Source organism: Schleiferilactobacillus shenzhenensis LY-73, from assembly GCF_000469325.1.
Taxonomy (GTDB): Bacteria; Bacillota; Bacilli; order Lactobacillales; family Lactobacillaceae; genus Schleiferilactobacillus; species Schleiferilactobacillus shenzhenensis.
Genome location: NZ_KI271618.1, coordinates 1 through 14,342, shown reverse-complemented (window position 1 = coordinate 14,342; position 14,342 = coordinate 1). Strand labels below are relative to the sequence as shown.

Here is a 14,342-nt window from a genome sequence, read left to right as displayed (position 1 = left end):
TCAGTTTTCAAAGGCCTGCGATTACCTTGCTGCGAAAAACGCAACTTTGATAATATATCATGCACTCAAGTGACTGTCAACACTGAATTTGCAAGAAGCATTTTCAGGTAATCACTCACCGCGGCGCACTTAATAATATAGCAGGATAGCTGAACCGTGTCAACGACCAAAACCGCGTCATTGAGCCATTTCCAGCCACTTGTAAGTGTCGCTTTCCGAACACATTACCCGAACAATACGTAAAAAAGAGTTGCTTGTTTGGTAAACAAGCAACTCTTTTGTGTTACAGTAGCGTAATCATTCGGATTTGAAGGAAAATGACTAATTTAACCCGTTGGCATTTTCTTTCGTAATCTTGGTAATCCCGTGCATGTAAGGCACTAAAACATCGGGGATGGTGACAGAACCGTCTTCGTTTTGGTAATTTTCTAGAATTGCAGCGACGGTCCGCCCAACGGCCAGGCCAGAACCATTCAGCGTGTGAACCAAGTGCACCTTCCCGTCAGCGTCGCGGTACCGAATCTGGGCGCGACGCGCTTGGAAGTCCGTGCAATTAGAACAGCTGGAGATTTCTCGATACGTATCCTGAGCCGGGATCCAGACTTCCAAGTCGTACGTCTTCGCGGAAGTGAAGCTGGCGTCGCCGGTGGACAAGGTAATGACATGGTACGGAAGCTTCAGCTTCTGGAGGATCTCCTCCGCGTCGTTGGTCAGTTTCTCTAATTCATTCCAGGATTCTTCCGGCTTCACGTACTTGACCATTTCTACCTTATTGAACTGGTGCATGCGGATGAGGCCCCGGGTGTCCCGGCCGGCAGAACCGGCTTCGGAACGGAAGCAAGGTGTGAGGGCTGTGAAGTAAACCGGCAGCTGCTTCTCGTCGAGAATCTCGCCGCGATAGTAGTTGGTCAATGGCACTTCGGCCGTGGGGATCAACGTCAGCGGTTCGTCTTCGTCAATAATAGTGTAGACGTCCTTGGTGAACTTCGGGAACTGGCCGGTACCGAACATGGAGTCTTTGTTGACCAGGTACGGAGGAATGATCTCCTCGTACCCTTCCTTCTGGTGCTCGTCCAGCATGAAGTTGTAGACGGCACGTTCAAGCCGAGAACCCAGCCCCTTATAATAGACGAAACGCGCCCCGGTGACCTTCGCGGCACGGTCCCAGTCTAGGATGCCGAGGGCTTCACCGATATCCCAGTGGGGCTTCGGCGTGAAGTCCCAGGTGGGCAGTGTCCCCCATTTGCGGACTTCCTTGTTATAGTCCTCATTGGGACCAATCGGGACATCTTCCTTGGGAATGTTAGGCAGCCGCACGAGAATGTACCGGACCTTCTCTTCCAGCTCGGCCAGTTCCTTATCTAATTGCTTGATTTGACCGCCAACTTGGCGCATCTCGGCAATCGTTTCGCTGGCGTCACCCTTCGCCCGTTTGACCTCAGCAATCTGGTCCGAAACCTTGTTCCGCTTCGCCTTCAGATCCTCGGTGGCCGTGATTTTTTCCCGGCGCTGCTGATCCAGCGTCAGTAACTCATCAATCTCTTCCGGCTTGATGCCCCGCGTCCCTAACCGGTCTTTGATCCAATCCGGTTTCTCCCGGATGACCTTCATATCCAACATCTGTGTTTCCTCCTCGCATCTGATAATGAAGCAAAAGAAAAAGACCGAGTTTATCCCAAAATTTCAGGGACGAACTCGATCTTTCGCGGTACCACCCAGCTTCACGTTTGCACGTGCACTCGTTGCTGCGGTATCGGGCAGTATCCGGTCGGCTGTTCACCGACAACTCAGCACTGGAATCAGACCGCCATGACTTGCACCACCCGTCATCTCTCTGCTGCAGTCCTTATAAGTGCCTCGACGTTTTGCTTTATTTACGTCTAGACTACCATAAACGCTGGTCGGCGACAATACATTGTGTACGTGCTAAACTGACGTGGCACAACTGGTTGGTCCATAATATGTCCCACTTGACTCCCATAGAAGTGACTTATGGCAGCGAAAAGAAGAATGTTATGGCCCATAAACACCGCCAAATCAACGTTTACGCGCATTACGTACACCATTTTCGTGTCACTTTCAACAAGAAAATTTTCCCAGAAATGACAATGATGGTATACTTATGTTGTCAATTAATGGAGAATGCAATTCTGAGGGAGGGCTTCGTATCAAATTCGAAAAGTTGTTCTTTAGCAAGCCTGAGCAGAAACGGTTTCGCATGTTGGAAGTGATCAACCGCGAAAAAGGCCGCTCGTTCACGATCAATGACCTGGCCCAGTTACTGGACATGAGTTATGCGAAGACTTACAACACTTTCCAGGCTCTCTTGGAGGACATCGACGCCATCGGGCACGGGGAACGGATTTCACATACAGTCACAACGATCAACGGTAATGATTTGGGGATCCCCCTGGACACCTACCGCTTGTTTCTTCTGAAGCGTTCTGTGGAATTCCAGGTACTGGACTATGCGGTCCAGTCGTCCCGACCGAACTTGGAATCCTTCTGTGCCCAACACTTTATTTCCAAGTCCACACTGCTGCGCAAGATTGCCTCGCTGCGTCATTTTTTTGAGGAATTCAACGTCAGCTGGTCCACGACAACACTGCAGCTCAAAGGCGATGAGAAACAGATTCGCTTTCTTCTCAATGCGATCTATTGGGTGGCCTTCCACGGCCAAGAGTGGCCGTTCCGGACGGTCAAGCATGATTATGTCGTCCAGATGCGAAAAGACATCCAGACCCAGCAATTTGATCCGGTGACCTCCCTCCAGCTTGATATGTTCCTTGGTCTGTGCCGCACGCGGGTGGGTACTGGCTTCTCCATGACCAGCATGCAGGACTACCAAGATATTTTCCCCGGCAGTAACTATTTTACCGCGCCGCTTCTGGAGCAGCGGATGTACCCGACCCTGGACAAAGAGGCACTGAACAACGAGGCACTGAACAACGAGAATCAGTTCCTCCAGTTTTACTTCCACATCGTACTCAGTTCCCGGGCGAACGGGGACGATGCGTTCACCGAGCTGTACTATTACTTGAAGAAAATTGGCGGGATTGCCTGGGATTTTACCACGCAGTTTTTCCAGTTCTTAGAGCCGTACCAGCGGCGTAACGAACCTAGCCTTACCGGTAACCATATGCTGGTCGCGAACTTCGCCCGCTCGGTCGTTTCCATCATTGTGATGAAGGGGCACCGCTTTGACTTGGACGACTTTTCGGCCTCCTACTTCATTGACGACAATACGTCGGCGATGTCCCAGCTGATGTATAAGTATTTTGACCAGGAGACCGGCAATCCGGAGTATGCCTCCCTGCGCCCCTACCGGCAGGAACTGCACCACAACTTGGTTATGCTTCTGGCCCCGTACTTGCAATCCGTTCAGTCGGAAGACAACGTAAACGTCTATCTGTTAACGGAGCACAACGGTTTCTACTCTCGGGTGTTAGAAATTTTTCTCCATGATCTGGGCTTTGTCCACATCATGGCGGAGACGGCGGATCCAGCGGATGCTGACTTAATCATCACCAGTTTGGCGAATCCGGTCATGTTAAAAGATCAGCTGCACATCGATGCCCACAAGGTGTTCATCTGGTACGCTGACGAGAACTCGAAGCAGTACTACGAACTTTACGTGCGGTTGCGGGACCTTTACCAGAACAGCTTCATCGATGCTTCTTCGGTAAAAGCAAAGCCCGCCGTTGTCACTGACTTGCGGCGGGCAGCAGGAAACGGGGAGTAATTGTCCACCCTTCCTGGTATCACGATGGTACTCGATTACTTATGAAGCGGCGGCCGCTGGCCGCCGCTTTTCTTGTTCACCGCCGTGTCTGCTTTCTTGAGCTATTCCGAATCCCTTGAGATGACCCTGGCTCTGTGTTCAGGCTGTTTCTGCTGCCCCTTCAGTAAGTCCTCAGCGGGAAATCTACCGAATCCGAGTCTTACGCTGACTTTTCTGTGTCACGGGTTTACATAACCAAAAGTGTATTGACGGCCACAACTCACCATGGACAAAAGAAATCGGTGTCTTGGCCATTCCTGCGGATGGTCAAGACACCGGTGAATTACAGGTTATGACAAGAGCAAAGCAGACAGACTTACAGATTATCGACATCGGGGCAGGAAAAATCAAGCAGTTTCTTAATGCAAACTCCCAATGACCTTCGCCGCTGATGCCGTTGTTGGATCATCAACCAGGACCCAGGTTAATTTCGAAACCCAAGTGCCAAGCCGTTGATTAGCCGAGGGGATGGTCAATGTCGCTGCGCTCGCCGCTGTGAAATCATAGGCCCAGGTACCAAAACCCTTACCCGCGCCCGCCGAGAACACGACGCTTGCGCTTCCCTCATTGAGGGTCATACCCGGCGCAGCCGGTGCGTCCGTCGCCTCTAGCCGAGCCAGGGTGACAGACGACGCACCTGGCTGGACAATGCCGGTGGTGCCGCTATTGGTATAAAAGGCAGGATAAATGGCCGCCTTATTATTGAAATCCAGTGTATTCGTCAGGAATTGATTCCAATCGGTGTTTGGATTGGCCGTCGCTGAACTTAATTGCAGCGTTGCCCCCGATAGGGTATTGATATTACCCGCTGGGTCGGTCTTAAATGCAAGTCTCGACATGTCTGTTGTTGGTTGACCACTTATATCGATAAACTGTCCATTGGCATTAACCGAAGCCTGTTGCAATGGACCAAATTGTAAAACCACTTGATAACCAGTGGTCTTACCCATCTGCTGACGCGCGTCCGTGACAACGAGAGCGCGTACCCCCGCATTGGCTTGTGCCGCGTTGGCAGACAAAAGTTGGGGGCGATAACCGCTATCAACGGGCATCAGCGGAAATGTCTCACTGCTGCCCAGGTTATGATATCCAAAATCAAACGTGGGTACCTGATTTAACGTTAAGCTGCCAGCGACAAATCCCACACCAGCCACACTCGCGCCCGTTGCCGATTGCGGCTCGGTCCCGCTAGCAGGCCAGCCGCTGTTACCGTTGGTATTGGCAAAGCCAACCCCAGGTAACGCAGCATCACCGGACTGCTGAGCCGCCTTAACAGACCCTGCATTGCTGACGAGCGGCGCAACCATCAGAGTTAACCCAATGACCGAAAAAGCAAAACCCTCGTGTTTTTTCACGACACGTTCCTCCCATTCATGGACAATCAGCATTATTGCATGATCGCCGCTAATCACCACGGAACGCTGCGCCTGATATGAGCCATTTTGGTATGGATCCCCTCAAAAGCCAACACAAGCCGCGTTTCCAAAGTAATACCCCACTCAGGATAAGAAATAAGAGTTGCTGATTTCGGTTTTGAGTCATTGGGAACACATCCAGCACGACAAAAATACGGACCAGGATGCTGGATGCTAAAAATTCCTTCACCAAAAGGCGGCTAAGGCTGACCCAATACTCGCAACAACCCGCTATTGTGCACGATCCATTAAACAAAAAGAAGCCCACACTAAGCGGTTACATTGAGTACAACCTTATTTCTCATCGAGAATATTGTACCACCTTTTTCCCACTTTTCGTGTAATTTTACTTGGACAATAATCCAAGTTTGTAAACTTTTCAGTGGGATATTTGTGTTACGGGATAACGTGGAAAAGCCAGGCGCTCAAGGGATGTAGAAACTGATAGTATTTTTGATTGCGTACAATGTTTTTTTATCGGCAACGTCTTTCAAAGACCAGGATTTGTTATTTAAACACGTACCAGCATCCTTTGAAAGTGCTTGAAGCCATGGGGGAATTCTTACGATTGTCGGTTCTCAACGTCATATTTTTCCGTGTCCACACCCTGCTACCTCTGAATACCGGTCAGCATCACGAACATTGCAGATCTCAGGCATAACAAATCCCGCCGCAGTGCCTGACATACGACGGGATAAAGGAATAGCAAAATCAGTACTGGTCCTACCAACACAAACTCAACAGACACCGAGTCGTTAGATTGCAACTATGAGGCCAGAAAACTCAGTGGCCTGCATTCTTTACACTGCTCCGTTTCCCGGCTCGGTAAACCCATGCAATAAGAATGGCGACGAGCATCAGTCCAGCGATGATCAAGAAAATAATCAGCCAACTGTAATCCGCTCGTTTGGTTCCCTTGTTCAACTTGTCTGCCTGATTGCCGGTAATGGTAAAGTTTTTAACCAAGTTCCACGATGGCCCAGCACCACCGGTGGTTACTTTGGTCCGCAAAGTATAATTTCCCGGCTGCATGCGGGTATTCCCCCACGAAATGACATAATCTATCGTCGAATTGGGTGCAAAGTTCATTTGATTGGTGACATTGCGAAATAGCACTTTCTTGCCACCGCGGTAGTAAACTCGGGCATTGAAAGACATCTGCTGTCCCTCAATCACAGCTGGCTTAGTATTGTGAAATTGGGCCGTGACTGCAGGGTTCCCCCGATAGGCCATGGGGGTCACCCGATCAATACGCAGATCAGGGGTCACTTCTGCTGCCTTATTAATGTTCAAAACGGTAGCGACGACGATCTGGTATTGGTTGAACATACTGACGCCCCTCTTGGACGAACTAGCCGATTGTTGATGAGCGGCGTTAACATCGTTGGAGTAAAAAACAAAACCGCCAAACACAGCACCATTAAAATTTGTCTTGGGTACTTTGATGACCTGGGTAACCACCATGGTTTTGCCAGCCGGAATTTTAAACGTAAAGGGACGCGGCCCAATCTTGGTAAAGTCCATCTGAAGGGTATCATCCCGCTTGGGGGTCATCTGATTATACAGCACCTGACCGATCGGGTTAGTCACGGCGACCGTTGGGACACACTTCATGGTAATATCCTTTTTCAGGGTGTTGGTAACATTCATCTGCAAAGGCTGTGTATCCCCCGATTTCAAATTGAGCCGAAACCACGACGCATTCTTCTCTTCTTGGTTGGTCGGAATAACAGGGTTGACACGAAAACCGATGTCCGATTCGTCCGCACGAACGATCGAAACATCGGTCTCTTGCCACCATCCAATCATGAATAGAACAGACAAAATCGTGAAAACGGTCAGCAATCGGGTGTTGTTCGACCGAGCTGACGTCAAAACCATCTCTCCTCTCAGATGTGGGTGTCGAGTGCTTTATTGCTCCAACTGACTAATAATAGGATTCGCGTGGTCCTGGGTAGGGTCATCAACCAGAACCCAAGTCAGTTGAGAAACCCAAGTACCAGTTTGTTGATTCGCTGAAGGAATCTTCATTGTTACAGAACTAGGTGCCGTGAAATCATAAGCCCAAGTACCGAAGCCAGTTTTCATGTTAGCCCGGTAAATCACTTGTGCTTTTCCTTCGTCAATGCTCGTGCCAACGGCTGCAGGAGCATCTTTAGCAGCTAAGCGCGTTTGTGTCGTATACATCGATCCTGCAGGCACGGGACCTGACTTTCCGCTGTTTGTATAGATTGCCGGATAAATGGCGGCTTTGTCGCCAAAATCAAGCGAATCACCGATAAACGCGTTCCAATCAGTACTCGGATTAACCGAAGCAGAACTGAATTGAAGTGACGCCCCACTCATCGTTACCGGCTTATTATCGGTACCGGTATTATAAGTGAACTTGGTCGGATCCGTCGTGGCGGAACCTTTGGCATCGAGAAATTGTCCACTATCGTTCACTTTAGCGGATTGCAGTGGTGAAAACTGCAGAATAACTTGATATCCGGCTGTTTGGGTCATTTGCGCCCGAGAATCCGTGACTACCAGTGCCCGCACACCCGCATTGGCTTTAGTATCAGCCGTGATCGGATTGCCGGACAATTTCTGTGGACGAAACGCCGAGTCAACTGGCTGCATCGAGAACGTTTCACTGCTGCCGATATTATGTACCCCGAAGTCGAATACCGGAACCTGGTTTAAGGTCAAATCACCGGCCACAAACCCAATGCCGGCGACACTTGTTCCGCTGGCCGTCTGCGGCTCAACACCAGCTGCCGGCCATCCGCTGGCACCGTTCGTGTTGGCGTAACCAACACCGGACAAGGCAGCATCGCCAGACTTAGGCCCAGCAGCCTGAACAGAAGCCACATTGCCAAAAACGGGCGCAGCGACAAGTGCTAATGCTGCAACCGATAAAGCCGTACTCCAACTTTTCTTCATTGATAATTCCTCCCATCAGAAACACTCACCGTTGTTGCCGTGAACGTTTCCCATCAAAATGTGTGCCCTTTTCCTTTGCCTCTGCACGAGAACTCTGTGATAACTCCTTCCCCCGCCGGACACCACGCCGGTAGAGAAAAACAATGATCACAACAACAAACAGCAAAACGAGTAAACCAATTACAATCCATAACCACAAGTAATTTGGCTTAGCAGTGACATTTGCTCTGTTCAATCGACTCGCAGTATCAGCAGAAATAGTGAAGTTCCGGGTGAAACGCCAAGTCTGCTCATCCGTCTTAGCAACCAGATGCAGTGTGAAGTTGCCGGATGGGATGTCCCGACCATCAAAAACCATCGGAACGGTCGCATTTGAATTGGGCGCATAACTCATAGCCTGGTTAAGGGCAATGACAGTTTTCCTAGAGCCTCGCGGAGTCACCTTTGCGGTAACAGAAAGCCCCTTATTACTAACATACATTGCTTGGGTGTTCTGCAAGTTAAATTCAACTGCAGGACGTGCATTAAAAGTCGTGGGACCGACACGGTTCAATTTAAAATCTGGTTTGACAGATTCTGTCTTACCCACCAGGATCAATGTACTTACCAAGTATGCCGTGTCATTTGTAATGGCGACTCGCCCCGACTTTTTCAGAGCCTTCGTGGGCTGATCTTTTTGGCGAATGTCAAAACCGCCCAAAATCACGCCATTGAAGTCCGAACTAGGTATCGTCACGTTTTGCTTTACGAGGATTGTTTTACCAGGCGGTAAGCTGACTGTCTGCTTGCGCGGCCCCAATGTGGTCAATGGATGGACTAGTGTACTATCAGGTTTAGCATTAAATTGTTGATAGTCAATAGTTCCTTTGTAAGAAGTAGTTGCGAACGTCGGTGTAATCACAGCCCGTTGAACTTTTTCAGTTTTGTTGCGTACTTTCAAATCCAAACTCACTGTTTGCCCAGGCGTCATCAAAAGGTCAAAACCAACATTTCCTCCCGCGCTTTGTTGAGAAGGATACACTGGCGTCACAGTGAATGGGGCACTTTTGACATCCATCTCCGCAGCAACTGCACTCTGCGGATTACGACCAATAAACCACACTGTGAAAATGAAGCTGAAAAATACGAGCCAACTTAATGTTCGTCGACTTGTCCTTTGATTCAAAAGACCCACACTGCTTCATCCTCACCATGTTGAATTAATTAATCGTGTCTTTAGTAGCCAGCGTCCAAACGAGCGTGCCCTTGAAAGGCGCATCAGTTGCCTTCTGTGATGCAACCGGCACATCAATTTGTGCGGTCGTTGCTTTTCCAAAATCAAGAGCATATGATCCAGCGGCAATCGTAGCATCTTTACCATCCGCGACGCCGAAGATTAACTGGGGCGTTGTGGCATCATTTGGTTTACTATCAAGGTCAATACTCACCGCATGGCCTGCCAAATTATCAGCCTGGGAAGCATTGCCTGTATCCGTTTGGAAGAAACCATATGTCGGTAATGGATTACCCGTGCCATAAGTTCCGGATACCCACTGACCGAATTGTTTGGTAGCAGTATCACCAGAGATCGTCAATTTCGCCCCACTAAGTTTCGAAAGGTCAGAAGCATCCGTCCCAATTTGATAGGCAACAGTGACGTGCCAGCCAGCTTGCTTCCCAGTTTGGTCAGTAACAACCAGCATCCGCTGGTCACCGCTGGTGCCAGTGATTTTACCGTTCTTGTCCTTCACCAACTGGATGTTATTGTCAACGTCGTGGAGCATGTCATATGGGCCCGGATCACCCAACGTATGAATACCAAAATCCAAATTAGGCACCTCGTTAAGTACAATGGAGCTTGAAGCTGACCAACCAACACCGACCTGTGAATTCAACGGCCCCAGGGGTGTTGTCGTGGAACTGCTATTTGTCACAGAAGCGCTGCCAGTCAAAGCCGCGGAACCTGAAGTGAGCGCGGCATGCGTCTGCATCACTGGGAACGATGCCAGGGCGACGGTCGCCACCATTAAAGCTGAAACTAATTTCCCTTTTTTCATGGATTCTTCCCCCATTGATTTTTTCTACTACACTATCATTGTACCGAATGTGAGACAGATAGCTACTGCAACTTTTCAAAGAATCATTGCGTATTTCTGGCTCCTCGGGCTTTCCCCCGATGCCAGACAAGAATCGTTACCGAGAGAACCAGTAAAAACAGCAAGACAATGCCAATCGCGATGTATTGTTCCCAATTTGAATGGCTCGCAGCCGAAGTCTGGTTAACCGACTCAGCGCGATGCGGGCTCACAATCAGTGTCCGGCTGAAGTGCCAGTTACGTTCGCCGCTGGCAAACTGGAACTCGACCGTATAAGTACCTGCCGACACGCTATTCGTACCCCATGGTATCTGCATGGCGTAAATCGAATTGGGTGCCATTTCCAAAGTGCTTGTCTGAAACCGAAAACTATTGGTTGGCGAATCCGTCTGGTACACGTTCACAGTGCCCTTAAGATGTCGGAGAATAGCCGGTTTAATATCTCGAACATTGACAGTTACGGCTGGATGGTTGAAGACACCCGAGATAAGACTCGGTTCACCAAGATCCAAGTCAGGCGCCACCCGCTGCTGTGTGCTTCCTTTGCTTCGGATTCCCACCGGGATAGCGTACCGCACGTTGTTCTTCATTTGCTTGCCTGAACGGCTGCTGCTGGACTGACTCACCGGCAAGTTTTGCGAAGAAAACACGAGTCCACCCATAATCAGTCCAGGGAATGTCCCCTCGGGCGCCTTGATCGAAATCGGAACGACTTTAGCCGAGTGGGCCGGCAGCGTCACGGTGTCCGGCCCCATGAACATGTCTGTGAAAGGATACTTCATGGAAACATCCGGCTTTGCTTTCACATTGCTCACGTCCAGTTGCCCTGAACCGTCGGTAGAGCCGACAGAAGGCTGGATGCGAATGACGTTCTCTTCACCGGTCAAATTGCTGATGCTCACTTCCACATTTTGTGTTTCGTTCGGTGACAATGTCATGTAAAACGCTTGGCCCTGCGTCGTTTTGCTGTCGGTATTGACCTGCACATCAAAAGAAGGAGAATCTGCCTGAACGGATGAGCTCCAAAAAATGGTAAAAGTGTTAACAAAGATTGCAATCAAAACCCAACAAACCACTTGTAATTGTCTTCGGCGCACCAGCTTCTCCTCCTTCCATAAACAGAAAAGCCTGTCAAAAATGCATGGGCACTTCCAACAGGTATCCGGTTAACCAATCATCCCTTCTTCGACGCATCAGCTCCAGTTTCCAGGAACACCAGGCGATAAAGTCCACTGAAGCGTACCGATATTCTTCTGATCAATCTTCTGATCAGCTCTCGGAACATATATGTATGCTGATTTGGATTGGTTGAAGTTATACTGATAACGCATGGTCGCCGAACCGGAAAGATCCAACTGATTAATCAGGCTGACATCCGGCGCATTGGTGTCCCGGCCAAACAAACTGTATGTTGTTGTCGTACTGTTAAACGGCAGAACACCTGTCGTTACACTTGTTCCTGGCAGACCTGCACCGACCACTGACGCACTCACATCACCGGTGTAATTATTCACCTTCCAATGTGAATCGGGCACACTCCCCTCCTTGCCAATGTCCGTTACGACGCCGTTATACCAAGCTTGAGAGTCCGGATCCGACGAATACTCCCCAATACTGTTCGATGTAAACACGAGTGCCGCGTCCGCAGGCATCGTGTTCGTTGCACCGTCGGGCTTGACATAACCGACGCTCACTTTCCAGCCGTCAGGAGTAGTGCCAGTCCCCTTCGCAGTAGTGGATTCAACCATGATCACTCGTGAAGAAGTCGACGGTGCTACGGAAGTGGAGTTGATTGTTTTGAGTAATGGATAAAGCTCTCCGCCGCCAATCGTCTGAACACCAAAATCGAAATTTGGCACCTCCAGAAGCGACGTTCCTCCGGTGAACTCCACCGAAGCCGTCCCACTTGCAGAATCGGAATCTGCATGGACATACTGTGTATTTGAGAGGCTGACGGCTGCACCGGTCAATGCGGCCAGTGCAGCAATGCTTACTCCCCAAAAGCCTTTTCTCATTCGAATTCACTTCCCTAAGTACAGTTTACCCGAGACGACAGGTAGACCGCGTTCACAATTTGGAAAGACTTTTCGCCTTATCTGTTACTTTTAGACTTGCGAACGAATACTGCCTTCTTCCCTTCCCCACGCTTTCGTAAGTGGCGCGGGCGGTACTTCAATTGATGGTGGATCAGCAGGAGAACGATGATGATCAGCACGACCAAGCCGACGATTCCCAGCAAGTACGCCCACGTGTAATCGTAAATCAAGTTCTTCGACGCTTTATTGACCCGATCCGCCTGTTCTTTAGAAATCGAGTACGTGCCACCAAACTTCCATTTGGCTTTGCCTGCCGTCGCGGTACCATCCACTACATAGTTTCCCGCTTTGATGGGCGTCTGCTTTTGGTTAAAAGCAATCGGCACAGCAGAGTTCGGGGCAACAGTATCGTAACGCAGATCCGCGGTCATTGGCTTCAACCCCAGGTTGAGCCATTCCATGAACCCGTTCCGGCGAATCTTCATGTGGACGACAACGTTTTTCATGATGCCTGGCTGGGTATTGCTCAGATTGACGTACATATAAGGCTGCTCGTTAACGGCCTTGGCATGAATACCCGTCAGCAGCAACGTACCGCCAACAGCCTTGTTGGTTTGTGTCAACCAGACTGGGACGGCCACAGAACCAGCCTGTGGACCCTGGGTGGGGTCGTAAATGTAGAAACCGCCCATGATCAACCCGATAAACGGGCTTTTGGGAACATTAATGGTGAAGGAAACATCTTTCGTCTCCTGGGCATCCAGATGAATCGTTTTGGGTTTGGTCATTTCGGTAAATGCAAATTGAAGTTTGTTATCTCCTGCATGAACGACATTGCTGTAAATGAGCTTGCCTTGATCTGACGTGGACGCGTTCCTGGGAGAAGCGGTCAATTGTACGGGAGCAGAGCCAAAGTTGGTGAATGAAATAGTGACTTGCCGCTGCTGCCCTGGTTTTACGATTAATTGAAAACGATCAGTGACGCTCGAATCCTCGATCATTGGCGTCACGGAAACGTTGGTGATATCAGCAGAAACAATCCGAAGAGTCGACTGTATACCCAGTACAATCATACCCAGGAGAAAGAGCCATCGGCCAACATGCTTAACTATTCTACCCATCTCTTGACTCCTCCATTCTCCTTAAGTTAATCATACCAAAACTAAGGGCTTGAAAAAAGCCTCCCAATTAGGGAGACTCTTGAAAAATCACTTACGATTTCTTCTGTTGCCAGAAGTGCTCTGCGAACCAGCACTCCCATTATTTTGTTGATTTCGCTTGCGTCCATAGTAGTATGCAATGATGACGATTAACGCAACTAAGAGGACCGCAAGGAGAATCCAAAGCCAAAGATAATTCGGCTTGAACCCGGCTTGATTATTCAACCGCTGAGCAGCGGCATTCGTGATGGTGAAGTCTCTTTCAAAATTCCAATTCTGTACGCCGCCGATTGTAGACTTCCAGGATAGATGGTACTTCCCTGGTTCGAGCGGTTTTCCCTTCCAGCTAACACCGAAATTGTAATTCGAGTTAGGAGCAAACGATGTGCCTTTCACAGTCTTGGAACGTAGAACCTTCTTAGAACCTTTGTGGTATATCTTTGCAGCAATATCGAGTTTGCCATCAGAAAAACCCGGGCTGGTATTCTGAACATTAATCGACACGCCAATCGTGTTGTCAACCAGCAAAGCAGGTTTAATCGTGTTAAGCCGGAGATTGATTGTATTGACTGCTTTGGGATCGGTCCGCAATGTGACCGGGATGGTCATTCCGTAATCATTATGCAAAATGGTGCCTTTACGAGTAACAGTGTTGCTCTCCTCGTTAATCGGAACAGCCATGACACCGCCGAGCAGCAATCCCTTCCACGATTTGTCGGGAATGTTGAGTTCAAAGTTGACATAACCAGTTTCTTTGGGCGCAAACACAACGTCCTGGATTTGTACTTTGGGAAATTCCCCAATTGAGTAAACACGTGTATTGTCTTTTGGTAAGTACTTGCCACCGCGGTTGTACATGATTGTACCAGCTTCGTTTGTATAAGCAGTATTCAACCTGGATAATGCACAGTTCAAAATAAATGCGGCGTAACCCGTTGGGCTGCGCCGCC

Annotated in this window: 11 protein-coding genes; 1 reads left to right on the top strand and 10 read right to left on the bottom strand. The window is 49.4% G+C overall.

Going from position 1 to position 14,342, the window contains the following annotated elements:
* Positions 1-321 precede the first annotated feature (321 nt).
* The gene (gene serS / locus L248_RS14440; protein ID WP_022531006.1) at positions 322-1,620 is read right to left on the bottom strand and encodes a serine--tRNA ligase; all 1,299 of its coding nucleotides are present in this window, start codon (positions 1,618-1,620) and stop codon (positions 322-324) included.
* A gap of 598 nt (positions 1,621-2,218) precedes the next feature.
* Here serS and L248_RS14435 point away from each other — a divergent pair.
* Positions 2,219-3,742, top strand: coding sequence for a helix-turn-helix domain-containing protein (locus L248_RS14435; RefSeq protein ID WP_022531005.1), 1,524 nt, complete (start codon positions 2,219-2,221; stop codon positions 3,740-3,742).
* Between the two features lie 398 nt (positions 3,743-4,140).
* Here L248_RS14435 and L248_RS14430 read toward each other — a convergent pair whose 3' ends face one another.
* From L248_RS14430 to L248_RS14390, 9 genes are all read right to left on the bottom strand, one after another.
* Positions 4,141-5,136, bottom strand: coding sequence for a WxL domain-containing protein (locus L248_RS14430; protein WP_040537080.1), 996 nt, complete (start codon positions 5,134-5,136; stop codon positions 4,141-4,143).
* A gap of 843 nt (positions 5,137-5,979) precedes the next feature.
* Positions 5,980-7,071 carry a WxLIP family cell surface protein gene (locus L248_RS14425; protein WP_040537079.1) on the bottom strand — a complete coding sequence of 364 codons (1,092 nt, stop codon included), beginning with the start codon at positions 7,069-7,071 and terminating at the stop codon, positions 5,980-5,982.
* Positions 7,072-7,107: 36 nt separating this feature from the next.
* Complete coding sequence (locus L248_RS14420; protein WP_022531001.1) at positions 7,108-8,121, bottom strand: WxL domain-containing protein; 1,014 nt, start codon at positions 8,119-8,121, stop codon at positions 7,108-7,110.
* Positions 8,122-8,146: 25 nt separating this feature from the next.
* Positions 8,147-9,295, bottom strand: a complete 1,149-nt coding sequence (locus tag L248_RS14415; RefSeq protein WP_022531000.1) for a WxLIP family cell surface protein — start codon at positions 9,293-9,295, stop codon at positions 8,147-8,149.
* Positions 9,296-9,320: 25 nt separating this feature from the next.
* On the bottom strand, positions 9,321-10,157 hold the full coding sequence (locus tag L248_RS14410) for a WxL domain-containing protein (protein ID WP_040537077.1): 837 nt from the start codon (positions 10,155-10,157) through the stop codon (positions 9,321-9,323).
* Between the two features lie 83 nt (positions 10,158-10,240).
* Positions 10,241-11,293, bottom strand: coding sequence for a DUF916 domain-containing protein (locus L248_RS14405; protein WP_040537076.1), 1,053 nt, complete (start codon positions 11,291-11,293; stop codon positions 10,241-10,243).
* A 96-nt stretch (positions 11,294-11,389) separates the two neighbouring features.
* On the bottom strand, positions 11,390-12,211 hold the full coding sequence (locus tag L248_RS14400) for a WxL domain-containing protein (protein WP_022530997.1): 822 nt from the start codon (positions 12,209-12,211) through the stop codon (positions 11,390-11,392).
* 77 nt (positions 12,212-12,288) lie between these two features.
* A complete protein-coding gene (locus L248_RS14395; protein WP_081701345.1) occupies positions 12,289-13,353 on the bottom strand; it encodes a WxL protein peptidoglycan domain-containing protein in 1,065 nt (354 codons plus the stop codon).
* Between the two features lie 87 nt (positions 13,354-13,440).
* On the bottom strand, positions 13,441-14,342 hold a 902-nt coding region (locus L248_RS14390; RefSeq protein ID WP_155828696.1), incomplete at its 5' end, for a DUF3324 domain-containing protein.